At 59.7% G+C, this 22,309-nt stretch carries 27 protein-coding genes and 2 pseudogenes; 22 read left to right on the forward strand and 7 right to left on the reverse strand.

The features are described from left to right. Positions 1-23 precede the first annotated feature (23 nt). Both groL and HB777_12620 read right to left on the reverse strand, forming a co-directional pair. Positions 24-1,652, reverse strand: a complete 1,629-nt coding sequence (gene groL, locus HB777_12615; protein QND64647.1) for a chaperonin GroEL — start codon at positions 1,650-1,652, stop codon at positions 24-26. Positions 1,653-1,701: 49 nt separating this feature from the next. Beyond that, positions 1,702-2,016 carry a co-chaperone GroES gene (locus tag HB777_12620; protein QND64648.1) on the reverse strand — a complete coding sequence of 105 codons (315 nt, stop codon included), beginning with the start codon at positions 2,014-2,016 and terminating at the stop codon, positions 1,702-1,704. 337 nt (positions 2,017-2,353) lie between these two features. Here HB777_12620 and HB777_12625 point away from each other — a divergent pair, with 337 nt between their 5' ends. Together HB777_12625 and HB777_12630 are read left to right on the forward strand one after the other, a co-directional pair. Continuing rightward, complete coding sequence (locus HB777_12625; GenBank protein QND64649.1) at positions 2,354-2,701, forward strand: hypothetical protein; 348 nt, start codon at positions 2,354-2,356, stop codon at positions 2,699-2,701. A gap of 37 nt (positions 2,702-2,738) precedes the next feature. Continuing rightward, positions 2,739-3,008 (forward strand): protein usg, encoded by a 270-nt coding sequence (locus HB777_12630; protein ID QND68759.1) that lies wholly within the window; start codon positions 2,739-2,741, stop codon positions 3,006-3,008. Between the two features lie 491 nt (positions 3,009-3,499). On the opposite strand, the gene HB777_12635 is transcribed toward HB777_12630, so the two are convergent. Continuing rightward, positions 3,500-3,937, reverse strand: a complete 438-nt coding sequence (locus tag HB777_12635) for a hypothetical protein (protein ID QND64650.1) — start codon at positions 3,935-3,937, stop codon at positions 3,500-3,502. Between HB777_12635 and HB777_12640 the strand changes: the two genes are divergently transcribed. Further along, positions 3,918-4,232 (forward strand): DUF982 domain-containing protein, encoded by a 315-nt coding sequence (locus tag HB777_12640; protein ID QND64651.1) that lies wholly within the window; start codon positions 3,918-3,920, stop codon positions 4,230-4,232. The genes HB777_12635 and HB777_12640 overlap by 20 nt on opposite strands. Positions 4,233-4,414: 182 nt before the next feature. Here HB777_12640 and HB777_12645 read toward each other — a convergent pair whose 3' ends face one another. After that, positions 4,415-4,669 (reverse strand): hypothetical protein, encoded by a 255-nt coding sequence (locus HB777_12645; GenBank protein ID QND68760.1) that lies wholly within the window; start codon positions 4,667-4,669, stop codon positions 4,415-4,417. A 248-nt stretch (positions 4,670-4,917) separates the two neighbouring features. On the opposite strand from HB777_12645, the gene HB777_12650 reads away from it, so the two are divergent. The 17 genes and pseudogenes from HB777_12650 to HB777_12730 all read left to right on the forward strand — a co-directional run bounded on the left by HB777_12650 (position 4,918) and on the right by HB777_12730 (position 18,343). Next, positions 4,918-5,388, forward strand: coding sequence for an Hsp20 family protein (locus HB777_12650; protein QND64652.1), 471 nt, complete (start codon positions 4,918-4,920; stop codon positions 5,386-5,388). A 91-nt stretch (positions 5,389-5,479) separates the two neighbouring features. Further along, positions 5,480-5,989 (forward strand): Hsp20/alpha crystallin family protein, encoded by a 510-nt coding sequence (locus tag HB777_12655; GenBank protein ID QND64653.1) that lies wholly within the window; start codon positions 5,480-5,482, stop codon positions 5,987-5,989. Positions 5,990-6,057: 68 nt separating this feature from the next. Further along, entirely contained in the window at positions 6,058-6,525 is a 468-nt protein-coding gene (locus HB777_12660; GenBank protein ID QND64654.1) for an ETC complex I subunit, read from the forward strand. Between the two features lie 13 nt (positions 6,526-6,538). Next, positions 6,539-6,832 carry a DUF982 domain-containing protein gene (locus tag HB777_12665; GenBank protein QND64655.1) on the forward strand — a complete coding sequence of 98 codons (294 nt, stop codon included), beginning with the start codon at positions 6,539-6,541 and terminating at the stop codon, positions 6,830-6,832. A gap of 1,816 nt (positions 6,833-8,648) precedes the next feature. Continuing rightward, on the forward strand, positions 8,649-9,227 hold the full coding sequence (locus tag HB777_12670) for a DUF922 domain-containing Zn-dependent protease (GenBank protein ID QND64656.1): 579 nt from the start codon (positions 8,649-8,651) through the stop codon (positions 9,225-9,227). Between the two features lie 186 nt (positions 9,228-9,413). Further along, positions 9,414-9,626 carry a cold-shock protein gene (locus HB777_12675; GenBank protein ID QND64657.1) on the forward strand — a complete coding sequence of 71 codons (213 nt, stop codon included), beginning with the start codon at positions 9,414-9,416 and terminating at the stop codon, positions 9,624-9,626. 282 nt (positions 9,627-9,908) lie between these two features. Then, entirely contained in the window at positions 9,909-10,907 is a 999-nt protein-coding gene (locus HB777_12680) for a DUF1624 domain-containing protein (protein ID QND64658.1), read from the forward strand. Between the two features lie 492 nt (positions 10,908-11,399). Continuing rightward, positions 11,400-11,813: a hypothetical protein gene (locus HB777_12685; protein ID QND64659.1), complete on the forward strand. Its 414-nt coding sequence runs from the start codon at positions 11,400-11,402 to the stop codon at positions 11,811-11,813. 91 nt (positions 11,814-11,904) lie between these two features. Continuing rightward, positions 11,905-12,138 (forward strand): hypothetical protein, encoded by a 234-nt coding sequence (locus HB777_12690; GenBank protein ID QND64660.1) that lies wholly within the window; start codon positions 11,905-11,907, stop codon positions 12,136-12,138. Continuing rightward, entirely contained in the window at positions 12,135-13,586 is a 1,452-nt protein-coding gene (locus HB777_12695) for a TolC family protein (GenBank protein QND64661.1), read from the forward strand. The genes HB777_12690 and HB777_12695 overlap by 4 nt, the downstream gene beginning before the upstream one ends. Before the next feature lie 18 nt (positions 13,587-13,604). Continuing rightward, positions 13,605-14,420 (forward strand): annotated as a pseudogene (locus HB777_12700) (multicopper oxidase domain-containing protein). Between the two features lie 78 nt (positions 14,421-14,498). After that, positions 14,499-14,885 carry a transposase gene (locus HB777_12705; protein QND64662.1) on the forward strand — a complete coding sequence of 129 codons (387 nt, stop codon included), beginning with the start codon at positions 14,499-14,501 and terminating at the stop codon, positions 14,883-14,885. Further along, positions 14,882-15,226, forward strand: a complete 345-nt coding sequence (tnpB, locus tag HB777_12710) for an IS66 family insertion sequence element accessory protein TnpB (protein ID QND64663.1) — start codon at positions 14,882-14,884, stop codon at positions 15,224-15,226. The genes HB777_12705 and tnpB overlap by 4 nt, the downstream gene beginning before the upstream one ends. A 76-nt stretch (positions 15,227-15,302) precedes the next feature. Then, on the forward strand, positions 15,303-16,943 hold the full coding sequence (locus tag HB777_12715; GenBank protein ID QND64664.1) for an IS66 family transposase: 1,641 nt from the start codon (positions 15,303-15,305) through the stop codon (positions 16,941-16,943). A 9-nt stretch (positions 16,944-16,952) separates the two neighbouring features. Beyond that, positions 16,953-17,501: pseudogene (locus tag HB777_12720) on the forward strand (multicopper oxidase domain-containing protein). A 43-nt stretch (positions 17,502-17,544) separates the two neighbouring features. Next, positions 17,545-18,033: a cupredoxin family protein gene (locus HB777_12725; protein ID QND64665.1), complete on the forward strand. Its 489-nt coding sequence runs from the start codon at positions 17,545-17,547 to the stop codon at positions 18,031-18,033. 25 nt (positions 18,034-18,058) lie between these two features. After that, positions 18,059-18,343: a hypothetical protein gene (locus HB777_12730; protein QND64666.1), complete on the forward strand. Its 285-nt coding sequence runs from the start codon at positions 18,059-18,061 to the stop codon at positions 18,341-18,343. Between the two features lie 73 nt (positions 18,344-18,416). On the opposite strand, the gene HB777_12735 is transcribed toward HB777_12730, so the two are convergent. Further along, positions 18,417-18,785: a hypothetical protein gene (locus HB777_12735; GenBank protein QND64667.1), complete on the reverse strand. Its 369-nt coding sequence runs from the start codon at positions 18,783-18,785 to the stop codon at positions 18,417-18,419. A 199-nt stretch (positions 18,786-18,984) separates the two neighbouring features. On the opposite strand from HB777_12735, the gene HB777_12740 reads away from it, so the two are divergent. After that, a complete protein-coding gene (locus HB777_12740; protein QND64668.1) occupies positions 18,985-19,224 on the forward strand; it encodes a hypothetical protein in 240 nt (79 codons plus the stop codon). A 156-nt stretch (positions 19,225-19,380) separates the two neighbouring features. Here the strand turns inward: HB777_12740 and HB777_12745 are convergent, their stop codons facing one another. Then, positions 19,381-19,986, reverse strand: coding sequence for a TetR/AcrR family transcriptional regulator (locus HB777_12745; GenBank protein ID QND64669.1), 606 nt, complete (start codon positions 19,984-19,986; stop codon positions 19,381-19,383). A gap of 235 nt (positions 19,987-20,221) precedes the next feature. On the opposite strand from HB777_12745, the gene HB777_12750 reads away from it, so the two are divergent. Then, positions 20,222-21,295, forward strand: a complete 1,074-nt coding sequence (locus tag HB777_12750; protein QND64670.1) for an FAD-dependent oxidoreductase — start codon at positions 20,222-20,224, stop codon at positions 21,293-21,295. 56 nt (positions 21,296-21,351) lie between these two features. Here the strand turns inward: HB777_12750 and HB777_12755 are convergent, their stop codons facing one another. Then, positions 21,352-22,296: an NAD(P)/FAD-dependent oxidoreductase gene (locus HB777_12755; GenBank protein ID QND64671.1), complete on the reverse strand. Its 945-nt coding sequence runs from the start codon at positions 22,294-22,296 to the stop codon at positions 21,352-21,354. Between the last annotated feature and the right edge of the window lie 13 nt (positions 22,297-22,309).

Raw genomic sequence — 22,309 nt, forward strand, 5'->3', positions numbered from 1 at the left:
GGGCGCGGACACGGCTGTTCCCGTCAGAAGTCCATGCCGCCGCCCGGCATTGCCGGACCTGCGGGTTCCTTCTTCGGCTTCTCGGCAACCATCGCCTCGGTAGTCACCAGCAAACCGGCGACCGATGCGGCATCCTGGAGCGCGGTCCGCACCACCTTGGCCGGATCGATGACGCCTTGACTGTAGAGGTCGCCGAACGCGTTGGTTTGTGCGTTCCAACCCCAGCCGAACTCCTGTTTCTCACGCAGCTTGCCGACGATGATCGAGCCTTCGGCGCCGGCGTTTTCGGCGATCTGGCGCACGGGCGCTTCGATCGCACGGCGCACGATCTCGATACCGTGTTTCTGGTCGGTGTTGTCAGCCTGGACGTTGTCCAGGGCCTTTGCGGCACGCAGCAACGCCACGCCGCCGCCAGGCAGGATGCCTTCCTCGACCGCGGCACGCGTCGCATGCATGGCATCGTCGACGCGGTCCTTGCGCTCCTTGACCTCGACTTCGGTCGAGCCACCGACGCGGATGACGGCGACGCCGCCAGCCAGCTTGGCCAGCCGCTCCTGGAGTTTCTCCTTGTCGTAATCGGAGGTGGTCTCCTCGATCTGTGCTTTGATCTGGCTGATGCGGCCCGTAATCTCGCTCTTGGAGCCGGCACCGTCGACGATGGTGGTGTTTTCTTTCTCGATCACCACCTTCTTCGCGCGGCCCAGCATGTTGAGCGTGACGTTTTCGAGCTTGATACCGAGATCTTCCGAGATCGCGGTGCCGCCGGTCAGGATGGCAATATCCTCCAGCATCGCCTTGCGGCGATCGCCGAATCCAGGCGCCTTGACGGCCGCGACCTTGAGGCCGCCGCGCAGCTTGTTGACGACCAGCGTCGCCAGTGCCTCGCCCTCGACATCCTCGGCGATGATCAGCAGCGGCTTGGAAGACTGCACGACCGCCTCCAGTACCGGCAGCAGCGCCTGCAGGTTCGACAGCTTCTTTTCGTGGATCAACACGTAGGGCTCTTCGAGCTCGACGCGCATCTTGTCCTGGTTGGTGATGAAGTAGGGCGAGAGATAGCCCCGGTCGAACTGCATGCCTTCGACCACTTCGAGCTCGGTCTCGGCGGTCTTGGCCTCCTCGACGGTGATGACGCCCTCATTGCCGACCTTCTGCATCGCCTCGGCCAGGAAGCGGCCGATTTCGACATCGCCATTGGCCGAGATGGTGCCAACCTGAGCGATCTCGTCATTCTTGGTCACCTTACGGGCGTTGGTCTTCAACTCCTGGACAATCGCCTCGACGGCCCTGTCGATGCCGCGCTTCAGGTCCATCGGGTTCATGCCCGAGGCAACGGCCTTGGCGCCTTCCTTGACGATCGCCTGGGCGAGCACCGTTGCCGTCGTGGTACCGTCGCCGGCGATATCGCTGGTTTTCGAGGCAACCTCGCGCACCATCTGAGCTCCCATGTTCTCGAACTTGTCCTCAAGCTCGATTTCCTTGGCAACGGTAACGCCGTCCTTGGTGATGCGCGGCGCGCCGAACGACTTGTCGATGACGACGTTGCGGCCCTTGGGACCGAGGGTGACTTTCACCGCATTGGCGAGGATATCGACGCCGCGCAGCATCTTCTCACGGGCTTCGGTATGGAATTTGACGTCCTTGGCAGCCATCTTTCAACTCCTTCCTTTAAGGCAGCATTTTGACTGATTAAGACCCCGATCAGGCAGCCTTCCTAGCCAGGACTTCGGCCTCGACCACGCCCATGACGTCGGATTCCTTCATGATCAGCAAATGCTCGCCATTGAGCCTGATCTCCGTGCCGGACCATTTGCCGAACAGGATACGGTCGCCAACCTTGACGTCGAGCGGTTGCAATTGGCCGCTCTCGTCGCGGGCGCCCGGACCGGCGGCGATCACCTCGCCTTCCTGCGGCTTTTCCTTGGCGGTGTCGGGGATGATGATGCCGCCGGCCGTCTTTTCCTCGGCCTCGATGCGGCGCACCAGGATACGATCGTGCAATGGACGGAACGTCATGTCGTTCTCCTTATGGACAAACAGTGTTTAAGAAGCTCCTCCGCGCCGCATCCGAAGCGGGCCCGGCGCGGAACGCGCGACCCTTTCGGCACCGCGCGCATATCGAGCTAGTTTTGCGATTTTGATGTTTCAAGAGGTCGCTCAAAAAATTTTGACACTCGGGCCGACAGGGGTGCTAGCGCCATGGATTCATGCAGCTATTTGCTCATCACACCCGCGTTTCATGTCTTGAAATTTTGCCGGACCTCTACATAATTTTCTGGCTGGTTGGAGTCCCCAAGGGGGTCACTGCAATCAACACGATGCCAAGGAGATTGTTAGGAAACGGAGACCATCGATGGAACGAACCTTGTCGAAAAACATCCCCTCGATCGCCCCTGAAACCTCTGATCTTTCCCTTGACCGCCTGCTGTTCCCGGCGCGGCATTTTAATCACCCCGACGAGGTGGTAGGCGACCGCACGCTCGATATTCAGGAAAAGCGCGCCATCCTTGCCTCATGGGCGTCGGATGCTTGTGCTGTCGAATCCATGCCTGCGCTGCGAAAGCCGCCGGGTGCTGCGGGGCCGGTGACGTTTAATGCCGTCATGGCTGCACTTCGCCGCCTGGACGACATCCGCGCAGACGTTGCCTGTGACTTCAAGGACCGGCGGGATCGAGAACGCCCACAAAGACTTGATGCTTGAACGTGCCTGAGAAGGAGAGACGCATGGTCAGCGACGCATCGTCAGCAGGGAATTCCGGCTGCAGATCGAGGGCTACGGTCTCACAACTGCGGAGATCCACTACCACCTTCCAGATCATCCAAGCCTTTTGCAGCTCTACGTCTGGCAGGAATACGATCTCGCACCGGAATTCCCGACGCTGAAAGGGGTTCTGGATTACTGGGAGCGCGAACTCGAAGGCGCGCTCCATTCCGTGCGCGTCGCCCATCACCGCCTGATCCGGTCTTCCGAATGGCAGGCTGTAGACGGCATCTTCACAATTCAATAGCCGGCGCCCCGGGTCCGCTCGGGCCGGGTGCGGCAGTTCGCCGTCGTCAGGCTATTGGTCAAGACCGTCGCACCAAATCCCTCTTTGTTGACGCTGATGGCGGTGTGCAGCAGCCATAACGCCAATAAAGCCAATGCGCCCGCTTCGGTCAGTTTTGATGGACGGACGATAACGCAGGGTTCGTAGCGCCACTCCGGGACTTCGCGGCGGGTTCTCCAACAACGGAAGCGCGGTTGCCGTTCGCCGTCGGTGGGTTAGTGCGTCCGATTTCCCGGAAATTGTGATCGCGCCATTTGGCGGTTGAATGCCGCAGCTTCCTCAGCAGTATCGAAGGCCCGTGCCGTCACGGTGCCGTCAGCTGCCAGAATGACCGCAAGAAAAGGTAATCCGTGCGCTGGCGGGTTGTACACGGAGTATGTAGTGTTCGCCGTTTTCATATTCTTATTGTACTGATCTATTGCGAATTTCCAAGTGCAAAATGTATCGGATACTTATTTTGGGAGAACTCCATGGCATCGTGCCGATCTTCTACCAAAAGATCGCGCAATCGGCGGCAGCGCCGCGGGATAGGAGGCCGCCGTGGATGCTACGCTCCAGCCGGCGATGACGTTCTCCCATTCGAACCACCATGCGGGACGGGAGCGGGTATGGACGGTGCTGCTGTTCGTCTCGTCAGCCCCTTGAACTGAAAAGACGTGTTTCCAATCTTTTTCCTGTGCGCCAAGTGCGGCTTGCCGGATAGGAGCAGAAGGATCGCATGGAAACGATCTTCTTTGAATATCCCGTTTCCGTCCTGATTTGCGGTGGCGTTCGCCAAGCTCGTCGGGATGCTTTTGCCGGGAACACACATCATTGCCGCGCACGGTGGTCAGGATCAGTTGCCGCTCAAGGTTTTGAAGGGAGGTCACCATGGAAAGTACGACGTTCAAACAGCCGGTTTTTGTAAGAGACGACGGCTATGGTCTCCAAAAGATCGGCTGTGTCATGGATGCGATAGAGTTTCTGGAAGAATGGCCGGTTGAAAGGCGGGGCCTCCTCCAGGCAGCGGCGTGTGATACATGCTACTCCGCCTACGATGGTCGGAAGTCTGCCGAGGCGGCGAACAAGGCCTTTACGACTTGGGCACGTAGGGTCGGTGTCATCGAGGACCTGCCCGCGGCGCCGCCGTGGATGACAGGGCCGAAGATCAGCAGTGCGGATCATCTTTTAGAAAGTGACGGCTAAATCCGCTGCGGCGGTAATCATACCGCCTCAGCATCGGAGCGGCGTGTCTTCGGAGCACGGGCGAAGGCCGAGACCCTTGTTGCCTTTTCATGCGGTTCGAATGCCTTCTTCGGCAGAAGCAACTTGCCAGGCGGATCGCGCGATTGAGCGCGTCTGCCTGGACCTGGACGGCACGTCACGATTCAATAGCCGGCGCCCGGGCCTGCTTTGGCCGGGTCCGCCAGGTCTTCTTCGTCGGGCTCAATCAGGTCGATTAGAGCTGCCACCCGCGTTCCCGGCAGCGGTCGGCCTTGGTTGATCAACGCCTCGTCACCAAAAGCCCATGCCCATGCCTCTCTCAACTCTTCAAGCGAGGCACCGGACGCGATGATTTCCGCAATCGTCGCGTTGTCCATGGGTCCGAGGACCGAGACAACGTCTTCGCGAGTCATAGCCATCGTTTCCTCCTTCCAATATCCGCGAACTAGATGGGCATTTGAGAGAGTGCTTTCCAGCAGCGCCGACCTTTGAATGCGCGTACCGACAGACACTGATTGCTCCCGAAAACTGATTCCGAAACCCCTTGACGTTGCGCAAATCGATTCCCAGCTTTTTAATCGTCGGTCGCTGAGGGGCCGACACTGTCAGGGAGCGCCGGGCTTCTTGGCGCTCCTCGTACCTATGTTGCTCCAAGGAGGATGTAGCTATGAGAACGAACCTGGACTTTTCCCCCTTCTACCGGTCGAGCATCGGCTTCGATCGCGTCTTCAACCTGCTCGAGAACGCCAGCCCGCCCCAGAATGGGGACAACTGGCCGCCCTACGACATCGCCAAGGTTGGCGAGGATGCCTATCGCATCGTTATTGCAGTCGCCGGATTTAGCGAGGACGAGCTTACGATCACACACGAGCCAAACCTGCTCGTGATCGAGGGCGCCAAGGCAGAGAACGAGGAGGTTCAGTACCTCCATCATGGCTTGGCGCTGAGGCCGTTCGCCCGCCGTTTCGAACTGGCCGATCATGTGAGCGTTGTCGGAGCAAAGCTCGAAAACGGACTTCTGGTCATCGACCTCAAGAAAGAAATTCCCGAGGAGATGAAGCCGCGGCGCGTTGCCATCAACGCCGACCCCTGCAAGAAGCCGGCGTCGAAGCGGATCGAAGGCAACGTAGCCGCCTGATCTTTGGCGATCGGCCTGCGCGAACGCCCCCCGTCCCGACGTTTGGGGGTGTTGGCTGCGCCCCATAACACAAAGGAAAGGAGAAAGGACAATGAGTGTACGTGACTTGATACCCTGGAACCGGGGCAACAACCAAGCTCCGAGTGTCTATCGCGGTGGCGACGTGGATCCATTCATGTCGTTGCATCGCGACGTTAACAAGCTCTTCGATGAAGTCTTCCGCGGCTTTGACACCCCCACGGTGTTTGGCCGCATGACTCCTCGAACCGGCACCTGGCCAAGCGTCGAATTCTCGGAGAATGACAAGGAAATCCAGGTGACAGCCGAGGTGCCGGGCCTCGAGGAAAAAGACATCGAGGTGATGGTGGAAGACGGCGTCCTGACGCTTCGCGGCGAGAAGAAATCCGAAACCGAGGACAAGGATCGCCAGTTCAGCGAACGCTATTATGGGCGTTTTGAACGGCGCTTTGGTATGGGCCGCGAGGTCGACGAGGACAAGGTGGCGGCGACGTTCAAGAACGGTGTGCTCACCGTAACGCTGCCGAAGTCCGAAAAAGCGCAGGCAAGCGCAAAACGCATTGCGATCAACGGCAGCAAATGATCGCCGACAAAGCCGGCCGGGCCAGCGGGGTCCGGCCGGTATCCTTTATCCTTCGCCGAAGAGGAGGGATGTCAATGACGGAACCGCTTACAAGAGACAAGGAAACGAACCGCATTTCCCAGAAGACCTCGCAGGCCGCGAGCACCAACCTGCCGATGGTGTTCCATCCCACCCGGGTTCCGCTGCCCCGCCACGTTTCGGCGCGCATCTTCCGCACCGGCCGATCAGTCGTGACTTCAGCGCGGATTATGCCGCGGCAGTGGCGGCTGATCTTCGAACGCCGGACGCCACCCTCTATCGATCATTTGATGGGCTACACCGGCGGCGATGACACTCTGACCCAGGTGGAGTTGAACTTTCCGACCAGGGAAGCGGCCGAGACCTACGCTCTAAAACTGCAACTGGATTATGTCGCGCAGCCCGTTCCACCAGAGCTGCCTCGACCAAACGTTCGAAACCTTTTCCGTGAGCAGCTACCCGTCCGGCAGCCCCAAGCGAAAGAGCTGTGTCGCGGGAGCTGCATCAACATGCACTGACAGGGAGGTAACAATGTCCAATCTCGCTTTCCTTGCCCCCGTGCAGGTTAAAACCAACGACGTAGTCCACGATATCGACACAGTGCGGGAAGCACTTGTGTTCCTGAATCAATGGCCAAAGGCTCGTCGGGGGCCGGTATTCAGTTGCGCAGTGAGAAGCTGCAACGCGGCGATCGCCGGGCAGATGACAACCGAACAGGCCCGGCAGGCATTTGTCAGCTTTGCCAGGATTGCTGGCGTGTTGGCCAGGTCCGATTTTTCGCCACGGGTCGACGCTCAAAAGCAGCACAAGAGCCACCACACGTGACGCATAGTCCGCTGGGGAAACCCCATCAATTCCTGACGGGACGGCGCCAAGGGCTTATTGGACGGTCGCTCATTTGGCTCAACTGCCGGTCTTCGGTCCAATCTTCCGATAGGGCCGGGCGCCAGTTCCACGGGCTGCCAGAACCCACCGCCCTGCCGCGATTCTCGGGCTTTTCCTCCTGCGTTCTCGGGCCTATAAGTGCCAACTCGAAGTAATCGCCAGCGATCCAAGGGCTTGGCCCTTCTCGTGGTTTCCGCCGACTTTCTTCCATGCCGATACCCACGTCTCCTGGTCTCTTGGATTCCGGCTCCTATTTTGTCCGTGAAGGCGTTGCGTTCTACGAAACGCTGGCAGCAGTGCGACAGATCAAATTGTCGGAACATTTTTAAATGACGGCTAGGCCGGCTGATGGCAGGGTGTGCCTTCGTCCGATCAAGCCTCTCGTCCCTTGGAGACGCCTGATGCTTGACCGATCCGCCAACAATTGCGACCAGGCGATCTATCCGTCCGATCTCAACATTCTCAAAGGCGTCTTCGACGCGCTTTGTCACGAGCGAGGCTATTTTCCCGAATCCGAGGACGCTCTTGACATAGCCGCGGAGTTGGTGAGGCATTTCCAGACCGGGACGACAGACGAGAGTGTCTTAAAAGTCGTCGTACGTCCCAAGCGTCAGGCGTTCGCACGGAGGCAGTTCAGCAGAAGGCACTGCCGGCTTTTGGACGGCTGGATGCCGCTCAGGGATGAGCTGTGGCCAGCGCGGTTTTGCCGGTGAAGACAACTGCCTGAAAGCCCGCACTGGCCTTGACGGCATTGGAATCGCCGCCAAACAACAATTTAGAGCAGACTAAAGTATGCGAAATGGTGCGATCGCGGAACCTTGGCTGGCCGCACCGGTGGCGATCTGTTAGACATGCGGACCGCCGCGGACGGGGACAGTCGGTTCCGCGTCCCGTCCTGCGGCCGGCGCTATGCTGACGCTCCTACGGCTGTCCTGTTCACCACCCGCGGCGGGGGCGAATTTCCTACGTCCTGCGCGCGACAACTGTCCGCTGTTGCGGACGCGCGCAGAACTGCGGTTTATACGCCGTCTGCTTTAGAGCGCCCAGCCGGTAGGTTGGGTGACCATCGAGAAGGGGCGCCCTTCGACGCACGCCCGGCGGGCGCGTCCAGTTCAGCGAACCGCTATCAGGCGAAGCCGATGCCATTTTCCATCTTGTGGATAGACATGGCTTCGAAGGCTTGTTTTCGAAGCGACGAATAGAATGTCCGAGCGGCCCTTCGACCAGTTGACTGAAGGCCAAATGGTCCTTGATTGATAAGCATGAGCTGCTTGGCGGCGAGCGTGACGCGAGCCTGCTTCGCCTCATGCGGAGTGCACAGGGAGCGCTATGTCGGCTCGCCTTCTATCACGCTTAGCTGCGCATGGGGCAGGCGCCGTGGGGAGCGTTCAACAGCACGCAGGCACAGCGTCTGGGGACGAAGCGGCTTATCTGTTGCGTGGGCCCGTCGCCAAGAGGGCGACGGGCTTCAGCCGCAAGGCTGGTCAGTTGTAGACTTTGATGATCTTGTGGTTGCTTGGATCGGGAAGCCCACCATTGCGCATCATCGTTGCGACAGCCGCCATCTTTCCTGATCGGTGCTCCAAATTCGGTCAAGCAGTGTAGGATGGGGGCTATGGCCAGTGCTGCAGGGCTTCACAACCCTTGTGATGCGGTCAATCGGCGATCGTAATACTTATCACGGCTGCAGCAGCGGCCGTAATACATTCCAACTGTTTACTTGTGAGCAGACCGACGCGATTGAAGGAGTGCCAACATGATACGCCAGTTCTCGAGTATGAGCAGATACGCTGCGGTTCTCTGCGGCCTCGTCTTCACGCTTAGTGCAGGGGAGGCGCGATCTGACGTAAAACTCGACGTCACCTATTCGACCTATCAATTGCGAGGCCTTAGCCGGCAAGCGATCCATGACGACCTGCACCGTGTGGCCAAGAGGGACGGAGACGGTATTATTGAAGGCGAGGTCGCAGATCACTGGGATTGGAATTTCAGGTTTGCGGCGACCGGAAACTCCTGCCAGGTCACGTCGGATGAAATCATACTCAAGCTCAGAATTCTACTTCCGACCTGGGTAGACGATGCGCGCGCCGATCCAGCCACGCGCACGGCCTGGAACAATTACTTTCAGGAGCTGAAGGCCCATGAGGATGGCCACAAAACGATTGCCCTGGAGGCAGCTAAACAGGTTAGCAAGTTGACCCACGGCGCCACGGCCCCGGGAGCATGTGCAGCTCTGGAGCGGTCATTAAATCGCGCTGCCAAACAGATTGTCGAGAATTCCGAAAAGGCGCAGGATCAGCATGAGGCCAGCCTCCCGTCGTATACGCTCGAATAAATCGACGTTCGATTTCCAAGGAAGGGTCGTCCAGTAGGGAAAGATAACTGCGGACACCTTGGCGGCCATCGAGACACCCCCCATCGCTGTGGTTCTTGGCTGCAGGATCCCTTGCTTGCAATTTTTCGCGTTTCTGCCTCTATCTCAATCTCGACACAACCGGTCTGGCTTACAAGGAATACGCATATGGCTACTGGCACCGTGAAGTGGTTCAACAGCACCAAGGGCTTTGGATTCATTCAGCCCGACAACGGCGGTCAAGATGTGTTCGTTCATATTTCCGCAGTCGAACGCGCGGGCCTCTCAACCCTGGTTGATGGCCAGAAGATCAACTATGAGGTCGAGCAGGATCGCCGTACCGGTAAATCTTCTGCTGGCAGTCTCAGCAAAGCAGGCTGATTTTCTGTCTGGGCAGAAGCCTGAGCCCCGCGAAGAGCGTCGGTAGCTGGGTTCGGTCGACATTGATTGGGGTTCGTTTCCTCCGCTAGATCGGTTGACTGCCTGAGGCGGCGATACATCGTGCTGAGCTAAAGTGGCCTCGATGTGATGTAAGCTCACACACGGAAGGTCTGATGCAGGATGCAACGGCGCAACCGCTACTGATGCCACGCGCGGCCAGCTTCTTTCACCCGGCGCACCCGTGATAGTCGTCCTGCCCGAGCTGAACCAGATCGCGAGACCATGAGCATCCTTACGCGGACCGCATCCGTTCGAGATCAATCGAAGCGAATCGTCGCCATCGACGTCCTGCGCGGCCTCGCGTTCATCGCCATGGCGAGCTACCATTTCACCTGGGATCTGGAATTCTTCGGCTACACTGATCCGGGCCTGACCGCCTTCGGCTGGTGGAAGATCTACGCGCGCTGCATCGCCTCGACCTTCCTGTTCCTGGTCGGCGTCAGCCTGTACCTCGCCCATGGCCGACAAATCCGCTGGAACGGTTTCTGGAAGCGGTTCGCCATGGTCGCCGGAGCCGCGATCGCCATTTCGGTCGTCACCCGCATCGCCATGCCGGACGGCTTCATCTTCTTTGGCATACTGCATGAGATCGCGCTGGCAAGCCTGCTGGGTCTCGCCTTCCTACGCCTTCCGGCGCTGCTGACGCTTGCCGTTGCCGCGCTTGTCATCGCGGCGCCCGTCTATCTGCGCTTCGAGGCCTTCGACCGTCCCTGGCTATGGTGGGTCGGCCTTTCCGCCATCAATCCGCGTTCCAACGACTACGTTCCGCTGTTCCCGTGGTTCGGCGCGGTGCTGTCGGGGGTCGCCACCGCGAAGTTTGCCTCCACCTCCGGCGTACGGGCGCGCCTGGCAAGCCTCGCACCCGGCCGCTGGGCCAACCCGCTGGTCTTCATCAGCCGCCACAGCCTCGCCTTCTACCTGATCCACCAGCCGCTGCTGATCGGCTGTGTCTGGCTGTTTTCGCAAGTGATGCCGGCCAAGGTTGAAACCCCACAGGTTAACTTCCTGAAAACCTGCCAGCTATCGTGCGAACAGTCGCGCGGCAGCAAATTCTGCTCCAGCTATTGTGGCTGCATGCTCGATACGCTGGAGGGCGAGGCCTCGCTTGATCGGCTCTACAACAACAACGATCAGACTGCGGAATGGAGGGCGCATCTGGGTGACCTCGTCCGCATGTGCACCGCCAGCACAGACATCAAAATGGAGGAAGGTGCCAAATGACCGACAGGCCACTGACCCGGGCTCTTACGTTGGCCCGCGCCTTGCCCTGCATGATCTCGCGGATGAGATGCCGGTCCGAGGCGAAAGAGCCGGGTAAGGTGGGCTCACCGCTGCACGACGTCGTCATCCTCGTCGGAGGGCAGCATCTCCGTCGTGGCCCACAATTACATCGTCGTGGCCCACAATTACATCATTGAAACATCATCGGTGTGACTCATATGTGCAGCGTGTCGGATATCTCCTCCCATTCGTCCGGCGCGTTCCCCTTTGGAGGTTCCAACCTTCACAGTTGGCCGGACTCTCACAGTCCGGCCTTTTTATTGGCAAACGAGCCTGTGACCACATCGGACTGATGCGACGCGTCGGTGCATTCTCATGTCAAGCATGAGCGGCTTCGGAGTTGGCTATTCGCGGCTATGTCTGGTTGCACTGCAACAAATTGACGGCAATTGGTCTTGACAAACCAAGCGAACAATTGTCCCAAGGGCTCCAATGAAATGCCTTGGCCGAATCTCGATCGCACGAATTGCGTCGCTCCGCGCGATGCTGGCTGTCGTGTTTCTGGTTATGTCTTCTCTCCAGCCGGGCCTCTTCGCAAGCGCTAACACCGCAGGTGTTCACAGCGACTCCGGAGCGACGCTTCAGGTCGAGAAATCTCATCACGATAGTGGCAGCGATGTTGGCGATCACAACATCGCGGATGAAAGCGATGTGGATGAGAAACATCCTGATGGCGAAAAATCGGCGAGTGACGACTGCGAGGTCCATTGCGCGCCGGCACATGCTGTGCCCGTGGACTGCCCCGGTATCAACCGCACGGCAAGCCGCTGCTTCGCAGTGATAGTGGCCACTGTGCTACCGCTCGGTGCATATTCCACCCTGATCAGACCTCCCAAACACATCTGAACTGACGCGCTCTCTCCGGAGGGCGTTCGCGCGCAACGTCGGGAATTCGTTCCCGCGTGGCCAAACGCATATGTCAAGCTTCAGGTCTACAATGAAAATCGCAAGCTCCGCGATGCTCGCATCGCTATTGGTTGCCGGATGCGCGGTAACCACACCACCGACCGTGCTTCCATCGTTCAACCCGGCCGATCCTGTGCTGGGCGTCCGTGATGTGCACTATCACCCGGTCGTCGCCGACTATAGCCATAGGGAACCGGTGGATCCGCAGAATTGGCGGCGTCTCAATCAAGAACGTTCACCTGCAAAAACGGGAGCCGGATCATGAAGCGCCGGTTCCTGAACATGGGTGCGGCCATAGCCATCTCGCTGGTGGCTGCAGGATGTACGACCACCGCTGGCCCTGACAGCGTTTCCGACCCCATCGCGGGCTTCACGACAGTCGCGGCACGCGCCGGAGCTGTGACCGGCAAGAGGACGGCTTGGGTGCAGTCCAGCGAGGCCGCGCAGGCTCTCTCCGCGCAGGTGAATAGCCTGGTACAGAGGAAGACCATTGGTGCGGACGTCGCGGTGCAGGTCGCCCTGCTTAACAACAAAGGCTTGCAGGCCGCCTACGCCGAGATCGGTCTGTCGGCGGCCGATGTCTGGCAGGAAGGGATGCTCGTCAATCCGACAATCTCGGTTGGAATGATCGGCATCGATCCCGTACGCACGATTGAGGGGGCTGTTGCCGGCAACATCCTCGCGCTGATGACCCGTCAGCGACGCGTTGCGGTCGCGGATGCACGCTTCCGCCAAGCCCAGCTTCGGGCCGCCGAGGAAACGCTACGGCTCGCTGCTGACACGCGGCGGGCGTGGATCAATGCTGTGTCGGCCCGGGAAGGCGTTTCTTATTTGAACAAGGCGCAAGTCGCCGCCGACGCCGCCTCCGAACTCGCTCAAAAACTTGGGGAGACGGGCGCCTTCACAAAGACCGGCCAGGCCCGCGAACACGTCTTCTACGCCGAGATCACCGGTCAGGCGGCGGAGGCGCGGCTCGCCGCCCGGACCGCCAAGGAAGATCTCACCCGGCTGATGGGTCTATGGGGGCCGGACGTCGATTACTCAGTCCCCAACACGCTTCCAGCCATGCCGAAGGTCGCCAAGGCCAAACGCACCATCGAGGCAGAGGCGCTAAAAAATCGCGTCGACCTTGAGATCGCGAAGCTTGAGCTGGAAGCGCTGGCGAAGTCCTATGGTCTTACCGAGGCGACGCGCTACGTCACCGATCTCGAACTTCTCTCCGGCGTGGAAGTGGAACGGGAGGAGTCGGAAGAGGGCGGAACGGAGACGAGTGTCTCCCCCACTCTGGAACTCGAGTTTGTGATTCCGATTTTCGACACCGGCAAGGCCCGCATGCGCAAGGCCGAGTTCGCCTACATGCAAGCCGCAAACCGGATGGCGGAAAAGGCGGTCAACATTCGGTCCGAGGCCAGGTCCGCCTATGACGCCTACCGCTCGACCTATGACATTGCTCGGCACTATCGGAACAGTGTTGTGCCGCTGCGAACAAAGATCGAGGCGGAGTCGGTCCTCACCTACAACGGCATGATCACCAACACGTTCGAGCTTCTGGCGGACACCCGCGCGAAGATCGGCTCGATCATGCTTTCCCTCAACGCCAAGCGCAATTTCTGGCTGGCCGACGTCAATCTCGGAACTGCCATCCATGGCGGCGGCGCAAGCTCGCCCGGGGGCGGCGACGCACCGGCCGCGGCCGAAGCCGAAGGCCACTGAACTCAAGGAGAAGAAGAGATGCTTTCAAGACGTCAGCTACTCGGCGCGGGAGCTCTGCTCGCCGGCGCCACGGCATGGACCAAGACCTCTGCGATGGGCTTGCCGGACGCCGCTGTCATGGAATCGCCGGACATGCATCCACCGATATTTCCGACGAGCGGCCCGGACTACCAGCCGGTGGTGACGCTCAACGGTTGGACGCTGCCCCACCGCATGAACAATGGTGTGAAGGAATTCCACCTCGTCGCCGAGGCGGTTGAGCGGGAGCTGGCGCCTGGCATGACCGCCTATCTCTGGGGTTATAACGGCCAGTCTCCCGGTCCCACCATCGAGGCGGTCGAGGGCGATCGGGTCCGCATCTTCGTGACCAACAAGCTACCCGAGCACACCACAGTGCACTGGCACGGCATGATCCTGCCCTCGGGCATGGACGGCGTGACCGGCCTAACCCAACCCGGCATCCCTCCCGGCAAGACGTTCGTCTACGAGTTCGATCTCGTGAAGAGCGGCACCTTCATGTACCACCCGCACGCCGACGAGATGGTGCAGATGGCCATGGGTATGATGGGCTTCTTCGTTATCCATCCGAAGGACCCGAAGTTCATGCGGGTGGACCGCGACTTCGTATTTCTGCTGAACGCCTACGACATCGAGCCCGGATCGTACGTTCCGAAAATCATGACCATGACTGATTTCAACCTGTGGTGTTGGAACAGTCGCCTGTTCCCCGGCATCAGCCACCTTGTCGTGTCCAAGAACGACAAAGTGCGGGTCCGGGTCGGCAACCTGACCATGACCAATCATCCGATCCACATGCATGGCTACGATTTCGAAGGTAAGCGCGTAGGCATCCCCACGTAGCGTGCAGGCGGTTGATCGCTCATTTTCAGCATGAATCATGCGGAGAATCCTATGAGCGACAGTATGAGCCATCATCGAACATTCGAGATTTTGACGGCGGAGCCTGTGCCGTCCCGACGCAAGCCGCGCCATCGGTCGGACGAAGAGAAGGCACGGCTTGTCGCCGAAGCGTTCTCGCCAGGGGGCAATGTCTCGGCGGTTGCGCGTTCCGAGGGGCTGGACCCCTCGCAGCTCTATGCGTGGCGCCGCAAGGCGCTTTCGTCGGGCATGGTTGCGCCACTGACGGAGGGAGCGAGCAAGCCGGCGAAGTTCACGCGCTTTGAAGCGGTGGGCAGCGACACGGTGGAAATCGTCATTGGCGACGCAGTGGTGCGCGCCGGCGGCGATGTCGATCCCGATCGCCTGGCGAGGATCATCCGCGCGGTTCGTAAGGCATGATCGCTTCCGGTGTGGTGGTTTACGTGTCGTGCCAGCCGGTCGACTTCCGCAAGGGCGCGGCATCTTTGATGGCGCTGGTCAGGGATGGCGGCCTGGACCCATTCTCGGGGGCACTTCACGTATTCCGTTCGAAGCGTGCGGACCGGGTTCGCATCGTGTGGTGGGACGGCAGCGGGGTTTGTCTTTATTCGAAGACTCTGGAAGATCACAGCTTCTGCTGGCCGGGGATATCGGCCGCGCGCATGCGTCTCGACCACGCCCAGTTGATGGCGCTTCTGGCCGGACTGGACTGGAAAAAGATTCGTCCGGCCAGGGTCAGGCGGCCGTTATCGACGGGCTGAAACCGGCCTGCGGCAAGATGAATCATGCGGCTGGAACGGTTGGGAAAGCGGCTGTTTTTGTGCTCTGTTGCTTGCCATGGTTCTACCGGGTCTTGCCCTTCCCGACGACGTTGATGCGCTGAAGGCGATGATCCTTTCCATGGCTCGCGAGCAGGCTGCAAGCGAGGCCCGGATCGCAGTCGCCGACGCTCGGATCGCAGCATCTGAGGCGGAGGTCGCCCGGCTGAAAGCTGTCGAGAAAAGCGCCAGCGAGCGGATCGCCAATCTCACGTCAATCCTGAAAGTTTTACAGCGCACGCAACATGGCACGCGTTCCGAGCGGCTACGCCTGGCCATCGACGACGAGCAGGCCTCCTTTGCCTTCGAAGAGGTCGAGACCGGCCTTTCGGAAATCCGGAGCGAACTCGACCGCGCGGTCGGGAACAAGCCGAAGCGCGCCCCGCGTCCGCGCAAGGGCTTTGCTGCCCACCTCGAACGCATCGAGGAGGTCGTCGAGCCGGAAATCCCGGCCGACTGCGAGGGGCTTGAAAAGGTTCTGATCGGCGAGGATCGATCCGAGCGGCTGGACGTCGTGCCGCCGAAGTTCCAGGTCATCGTCACGCGCCGTCCCAAATACGCCTTCCGGGGCCGTGACGGCGTGGTCCAGGCTCTGGCGCCGGCGCACATCATCGAAAGCGGCCTGCCGACGGAGCGGCTGCTCGCCTATATCGCCGTCTCCAAATACGCCGACGGCCTCCCGCTTTATCGGCAGGAGGCGATCTATCTGCGCGACGGCGTCGAGATCAGCCGGTCGTTGATGGCGCAATGGATGGGGCATCTGGGCTTCGAGCTGCAGATGCTTGCTGATTACATACTGGAGCGCATCAAGGAGGGCGAAAGGGTCTTCGCCGACGAGACGACCTTGCCCACCCTTGCCCCTGGTTCCGGGAAAACCACGAAAGCCTGGTTGTGGGCCTACGCACGGGATGACCGACCCTATGGCGGAACCAGTCCGCCAATGGTTGCCTATCGTTTTGAAGACAGCAGAGGTGCGGATTGCGTGGCGCGCCACCTCGCCGGATTCAGCGGTATCCTGCAAGTGGATGGCTACTCGGCCTATACCAACCTGGTCAAGGCACGGGCCAAAGCCGGCAGCAATGAAACAATCCGGCTCGCCGGGTGCTGGGCTCACCTGCGGCGCAAATTCTACGACCTGCACATCAGCGGGGTCTCGCAGGCCGCGACGGATTCGATCATCGCCATGACCGAATTGTGGAAGGTCGAGGACGAGGTTCGCGGCAAGGATGCCGGAAGCCGCGCCGCGCTGCGTCAGGAAAAGTCCGTGGCCATTGTCGCGAGCCTCTTCGATCTATGGGAAGCGGAACTGGGCAAGGTCTCCGGAAAATCCAAGACCGCCGAGGCGATCCGCTACGCGCTCACCCGGCGGGAGGCGCTGGAACGCTTTCTGATGGACGGTCGCATCGAAATCGACTCCAATATCGTCGAGCGTGCAATCAGGCCCCAGACGATCACGCGAAAGAATAGTCTATTCGCCGGCAGCCACGGCGGTGGACGAACCTGGGCGACGGTAGCCACCTTGCTGCAAACCTGCAAAATGAACAGCGTCGATCCGCTCGACTGGCTCTCGCAGACCTTGACCCGCATCGCTCAAGGCTGGCCGGCATCCGAAATCGAAATGCTCATGCCTTGGAACTTTAGGCCTGACGTTATCGGCTGACCGCTTACTTTCGAAGTGACCTGCACCGACGGGGGTTGGACACGTCCTGAGGCTCGCTGGCCGGAAGTATCGATCGACATTCCGGTCGGCGCGATGCGGGCCTACGAGTTCGATGCCAAGTACTTGGGCGACTGGGCGATCCACTGCCACAAGTCGCATCACACAATGAACGCCATGGGCCATGACGTGCCTACGTTTATCGGTGTCGACAACTCGAAGGTCACCGACAAGATCCGACGCGTTCTGCCGGATTACATGGCGATGGGAGACAAGGGCATGGCCGACATGGGCGAGATGGAAATGCCACTTCCCGACAACACGATTCCGATGATGACCGGTTGGGGTCAGTTCGGCGCTATCGAAATGGGAAGCATGTTCTCGGTCGTGAAGGTGCGCGAGGGCCTGTCCGCGAACGATTACGCCGATCCCGGATGGTACAGACATCCGGAAGGAACCGTGGCCTACGAGTGGACCGGCGATGTTCCAGCCCCCACCAAGTCAGGCGACGCAAAAACGATGGTCCCGGCAGAGCACGGCGGTCACGGAAAACAGGGATGAGAAACCGAAACCCCTCAACCTCAACAATGAGAGAATGTGCAGCATGAAACGTATATTAGCAGCGGCCGTTTTGATGGCGGTCAGTTCCGGAGCAGCTCTTGCCAGTGGAACCCACGCCGGAGGACATGGCGACAAAGCCGCCACGATGGCGATCGGCAACCCCGGCGAAGCTGGCATCGCAAAGCGTACTATCAACATCTCCATGTCGGAGAAGGACGACGGGACGATGTTGTTCCAACCGGCCGTGCTCAAGGTGAAGAAGGGCGAGACCGTTCGCCTGAAGTTCGTCAACAAAGGGCAAGTCGACCACGAGTTCGTCATGGATGTCCATGAGGGGATCATGGACCACAAGGCGCTGATGGAAAAATTCCCAGAGATGGAACACGCCGATCCCAACTCGATCCGGCTGGCGCCCGGCGCCAGGGGCGAGATCATCTGGACGTTCGCCAATGCCGGCGAATTCGGTTTCGCCTGCCTGGTCCCGGGACACTACGATTCCGGCATGAAGGGCGACATCAGCGTCGCCAACTGACCACCAAACCGCAAAGGAAGAAACCATGACATTGTTGGTAAAGACGCTCTCGACACTCGCGCTCATGCTCGCCATTGGCGGGAGCGCGCTTGCGCAGGAATACGTCAAAGGCGAAGTCATCAAGGTCGACGCCAAACAGAAAAAGCTGACGATCAAACATGAACCGCTGACAAATCTCGACATGCCGGCGATGACGATGGTGTTCGTCGTCGCGGACCAGGGTTTGCTTGAGAAAGTCAAAACCGGTCAGGCGATCGAGTTTATTGCCGACCGCGTCAACGGACGCATCACGGTCACCAGCATCAAATGACCCGGAACTGGCGCCGCGGGTTGAAAATCAACCCGCGGCTGCTTTTCGATCGGGCAATGCTGTGAGCAGGGAGTCACGATGAGGGAGCCGCGCAGAATGTCATCCAGAGATTTTCTTTCCAATCATCATGTCCGAAGCCGCTCAGAGGCATCCCCATAGGGTATTTTCGCGTGCCCACGCCGACATAGGCGGGATAATTACAGCGAACGCGCGCACTATGCCTGGCGGGATCTTCATACCTAACGGCGCCGCTCGCGTCTGTCTCGACCAGGCCAATAGCGACGTCAAAATCATAGTCCCGATCTTGCGAGACGCTGTTGTTTCGCACGCTGAGCTGGACCGACGTCGCATCTGGAAAGCTGGCAGCGTAAAAGACCAGTTGCTCCGCCGCTATCGAGGGCGTAGCCACCAAAACGCCGGCAAGAAATGCAATGGCGCGCATGTCCTCCTCCCGAGGATCGAAGACGATACTATCACCTATCGCATGTATGTTCAGAATCGATTCCCTGTGCCGGTAGCGGGCCGCGCCAATGGCCACTGCCGAATGAGAGGCCGCAACCCGCGTGGTGATTGCCGCACCGGGCGCCGCCATGTACTATTGGCTTGTCGGTCGTCTCGGGGCCGGCAGGGAGGAAACAACCATGTTACGTTCAATTTCTCTTGCGCTTTTCTTGTCGGTCATCCCAGCTGCCGCTTTTGCAAATTCATGCCCGACCATCATGGCCGCGATCGACGCCGCGTTGCCGTCCGCGACCCTCGCCGAGGCCGATATGACCAAGGTCAAAGGACTGCGTGCCCAAGGCGAGAAATTGCATGCCGCCGGCGATCATGCAGGATCAGAGGCTGCGCTCAACGAAGCCAAGAAGATGCTCGGCATTTAGTCCGATGAACGCGGCTTTCGTGGCCGCGTGCGGGGCTTGTTCGTTCGTCTTCACGTGGCACGGCGTCACCGTGGACGACATCGCGATCATGTAGCGATGTGTCTGAGTGGGTGTGCAACTCTCTCTTGGAGACAAACAAACTGCAGATCTGGCGACCTAATGTGAACCGCCTTCGGCAAGGTGAGCCAGGATTCCGTCGGTTGCCAAACGCCTGAACATCGCATCGACCTCAGCGGGCGACGGCTTCGCGCCCCGGTCGAGCCACCAGATCAACACGGCCATGTAGGCGCCAACGACATACTGGACGACGAGTTCGCGCGGGGTTGCCTCCGAACTCTTGCCGGCGGTTGCGGCGAGTTCGTCGCGCACCAGGTCGGAAAGTATCTGGCGAATGCCGCCAAGGCTGACATCGCCGCCGCGACCGCCGGCCAAGGCCCGGTACAATCCCAGATGGTCGCGCGCATGTTCGAACATGACCAGGCTGAAGGCTAAGCTTCGGCTGCGACTGTCTCCCGTCGTCGCAAGCGCCTCTCGCTGCTGGTCGGTGAGCAGGGAGCGCAAATGCTCGTCCAGACCGCGCCGCTTCAGATCGTCCTTGCTTTTGTAGTGGGCATAAAAGGTCGAACGGCCGACGTTGGCCACATCGCAGATATCTTCGACCGTGATTGCCTCATAACCCTTTTTGGGGATCAACGAGATCAAAGCGTGCTGCAGCATCCCTCTGGTGCGGGCAATGCGACGGTCGATCGTTCCGTTTGCCATATCCTACTCTATTCAAAGAAATTTCAGGTCGAGTGTTCATTTCCGGACGTTCACGGCATCCCGTTCATTGACAGAATTCCGCACACAATGTCCGATACCGCACGCCTTGTTCATTTTCAATGACCGATGGCTTAGGCGGCAAGCCTGCTCTCGGCCCCAGGCCGCGCATCTCGCGTACAGGACCAATATGGATCACGAACACTTTCGTCGCATGCATGGTCGCTCGGGCGCTTCGATGAAGAAGGCTTCATTTGAAGTGGCGTTGAAGGGCAAGAGGCAGATTGCGCAAGACAGCTGGGCTTTCGTGTTCGAGAGACCGGACGGCTTTCGCTTCAAGGCCGGCCAACATGTGCGGATGACGCTCATTAAGCCTCCCGAAACGGACCGCGAGGGCGATAGCCGGTTTTTCTCGCTCGCCAGCACACCTCAGGAAGCCGATCTGGTTGTCGCCATGAGGATGCGTGACACGGCATTCAAGCGGGTTCTCAGCCGCCTGCAAACCGGAGACAAGGTTCTCATGCAGATGCTGCTCGATGTTCCGCACGGGGCTTTTGCGCTGCACGAGGATCCTTCGCGGCCCGCCGCTTTTCTCGTCGGGGGCATCGGCATCGTTCCGGCCTTCTCGATGATAAAGGATGCGGTCGAGCGAAAGCTGTCGCATAGGCTGTTGCTGCTCTACTCGAACCGGCGGCCGGAGGACGCCGCGTATCTCCGGGAATTGCAGGAGCTCGCGGCGCAGAATTCGTCTTTCAAACTGGTTGCGACGATGACCGAAGCAGCACGGTCGGCGCATTCATGGACCGGCGAAACCGGGCGCATAACCCACTCGATGCTTGCAAAGCATGTCGATGACCCGCTGCTTCCGGTCTACTACATTTCCGGGCTGCCGGAGATGGTCAGCGCCATGAAGACGATGCTCGGCGGTTCAGGAGTGAACGAGGCTAGCATACAGGCCGAGACGTTCACCGGATTCGATCTCAACATAATCGGCGGTGTCGCCGGCCGTGGGTGGAGGCGATTCGTTCCGGTGGTCGCAACGGCGCTGGCTGTGGCCGCGCTGGTCATCCTCCATGCTGGCGCTGCTGTCTCGATATTTCGCTACGGTTTCGAAGGATTGTCGGGTCCGAATCCAACCTACGTGACGTTCGGATCGTATGCAGCGATCGGGATCTTTGTTGCCCTTGCGCTGTTCAAGATCAGGTATTTTGCCGGTCGCCATCTTTCTGGCAGGGGCAATGCCGGCAACGCTTTCCTGGGGCAGGGCGATCATACAAAACATCGGCAGGATGGCCCTACGGGACCCTTGTAGACTGTTGCAACACTGCACGCGGCCATATTGGAATGCATCTCACGAATGCCGCCAGGCTACCGCCGCAACGGGGTCAAGCGAGCTAGGTCGTTTCGGATTGCAACGGCAGCGACACCTCCTTGTCCCATGGCATAGGACAGCTGATCGAGCCCGCGCACCACGTCGCCCGCCGCATATAGACCCGCTACCGAGGTTCTCTGGTGGTTATCGACGATAAGACATCCGTCGCGCGATACTTCGGCGTCCATCCCAGCCGCAAGTTCCGAACAGATATGGGATCCTAACGCTGGATAGACCGTTGCGAACGAGCGGCGGCCAGTCGGTGTCGCTATCGCGATGCCATCCTGCATCAGTTCAAAATCGAGACATGGACCGTCAACTGTTTGAATGGCGCCGTTCTTGAGACGCGATCTTTGCGCTGCGTCGAGCTCATGATTGCCCGTCGGTGCAATCAAAGTCACATCAGCGGTGTAACTGCGCAAGAACTCCGCTTCGTTCGTTCCGTGTTCGCCGGTTCCGATGACCGCGACCGCACTATCGGTCACCTCATAACCATCGCAAATCGGACAATAACGCAATAATCCACGCGCCAGAGCCTCATCGTGGACATCGGCAGGCATGCTCGGTCTCAGGTTGAAGACGCCTGTTGCCATCAGCACGGTGCGCGCTTGAAACACCCCTTCCATTGCGTGGGCCGTAAACATGCCGGGCCCTCCCTGCAAGGAGAGCACCTTTCCAGCCCAATGGCGTGCCCCATAACGTTTTCCTTGTTCCCGCATGCGCGTGAGAAGCTCGGATCCCGCGATCCCATCGGGAAAACCTGCAAGGTTGCGGGTGAGCGGAATCAGATCAGCCCGGCTCTCACCACTGTCGGCCACCAGGACCGAGAGATGGAAGCGAGCAAGGTATATGGCCGCCGTCAATCCGGCCGGTCCTCCTCCAACAATCAGACAATCAAGCAGCTCGGCCGCGTTGGCTGGCACGCCGGGGATTGGGGGCATCTATCAAAAACCT

The sequence above is a fragment of the Mesorhizobium loti genome (assembly GCA_014189435.1).
GTDB lineage: Bacteria > Pseudomonadota > Alphaproteobacteria > Rhizobiales > Rhizobiaceae > Mesorhizobium > Mesorhizobium loti_G.

Excerpts from the sequence above, each read along its gene's own strand:
- HB777_12725 (QND64665.1), top strand. The coding sequence starts at position 17,545 with ATGAAACGTATATTAGCAGCGGCCGTTTTGATGGCGGTCAGTTCCGGA.
- HB777_12645 (QND68760.1), bottom strand. The coding sequence starts at position 4,669 with ATGGCTATGACTCGCGAAGACGTTGTCTCGGTCCTCGGACCCATGGAC.
- HB777_12755 (QND64671.1), bottom strand. The coding sequence starts at position 22,296 with ATGCCCCCAATCCCCGGCGTGCCAGCCAACGCGGCCGAGCTGCTTGAT.
- HB777_12680 (QND64658.1), top strand. The coding sequence starts at position 9,909 with ATGAGCATCCTTACGCGGACCGCATCCGTTCGAGATCAATCGAAGCGA.
- HB777_12730 (QND64666.1), top strand. The coding sequence starts at position 18,059 with ATGACATTGTTGGTAAAGACGCTCTCGACACTCGCGCTCATGCTCGCC.
- HB777_12695 (QND64661.1), top strand. The coding sequence starts at position 12,135 with ATGAAGCGCCGGTTCCTGAACATGGGTGCGGCCATAGCCATCTCGCTG.
- groL (QND64647.1), bottom strand. The coding sequence starts at position 1,652 with ATGGCTGCCAAGGACGTCAAATTCCATACCGAAGCCCGTGAGAAGATG.
- HB777_12625 (QND64649.1), top strand. The coding sequence starts at position 2,354 with ATGGAACGAACCTTGTCGAAAAACATCCCCTCGATCGCCCCTGAAACC.
- HB777_12675 (QND64657.1), top strand. The coding sequence starts at position 9,414 with ATGGCTACTGGCACCGTGAAGTGGTTCAACAGCACCAAGGGCTTTGGA.
- tnpB (QND64663.1), top strand. The coding sequence starts at position 14,882 with ATGATCGCTTCCGGTGTGGTGGTTTACGTGTCGTGCCAGCCGGTCGAC.
- HB777_12685 (QND64659.1), top strand. The coding sequence starts at position 11,400 with ATGAAATGCCTTGGCCGAATCTCGATCGCACGAATTGCGTCGCTCCGC.
- HB777_12705 (QND64662.1), top strand. The coding sequence starts at position 14,499 with ATGAGCGACAGTATGAGCCATCATCGAACATTCGAGATTTTGACGGCG.
- HB777_12750 (QND64670.1), top strand. The coding sequence starts at position 20,222 with ATGAAGAAGGCTTCATTTGAAGTGGCGTTGAAGGGCAAGAGGCAGATT.
- HB777_12640 (QND64651.1), top strand. The coding sequence starts at position 3,918 with ATGGAAAGTACGACGTTCAAACAGCCGGTTTTTGTAAGAGACGACGGC.
- HB777_12735 (QND64667.1), bottom strand. The coding sequence starts at position 18,785 with ATGCGCGCCATTGCATTTCTTGCCGGCGTTTTGGTGGCTACGCCCTCG.
- HB777_12690 (QND64660.1), top strand. The coding sequence starts at position 11,905 with ATGAAAATCGCAAGCTCCGCGATGCTCGCATCGCTATTGGTTGCCGGA.
- HB777_12670 (QND64656.1), top strand. The coding sequence starts at position 8,649 with ATGATACGCCAGTTCTCGAGTATGAGCAGATACGCTGCGGTTCTCTGC.
- HB777_12665 (QND64655.1), top strand. The coding sequence starts at position 6,539 with ATGTCCAATCTCGCTTTCCTTGCCCCCGTGCAGGTTAAAACCAACGAC.
- HB777_12650 (QND64652.1), top strand. The coding sequence starts at position 4,918 with ATGAGAACGAACCTGGACTTTTCCCCCTTCTACCGGTCGAGCATCGGC.
- HB777_12740 (QND64668.1), top strand. The coding sequence starts at position 18,985 with ATGTTACGTTCAATTTCTCTTGCGCTTTTCTTGTCGGTCATCCCAGCT.
- HB777_12660 (QND64654.1), top strand. The coding sequence starts at position 6,058 with ATGTCAATGACGGAACCGCTTACAAGAGACAAGGAAACGAACCGCATT.
- HB777_12715 (QND64664.1), top strand. The coding sequence starts at position 15,303 with ATGGTTCTACCGGGTCTTGCCCTTCCCGACGACGTTGATGCGCTGAAG.
- HB777_12745 (QND64669.1), bottom strand. The coding sequence starts at position 19,986 with ATGGCAAACGGAACGATCGACCGTCGCATTGCCCGCACCAGAGGGATG.
- HB777_12655 (QND64653.1), top strand. The coding sequence starts at position 5,480 with ATGAGTGTACGTGACTTGATACCCTGGAACCGGGGCAACAACCAAGCT.
- HB777_12620 (QND64648.1), bottom strand. The coding sequence starts at position 2,016 with ATGACGTTCCGTCCATTGCACGATCGTATCCTGGTGCGCCGCATCGAG.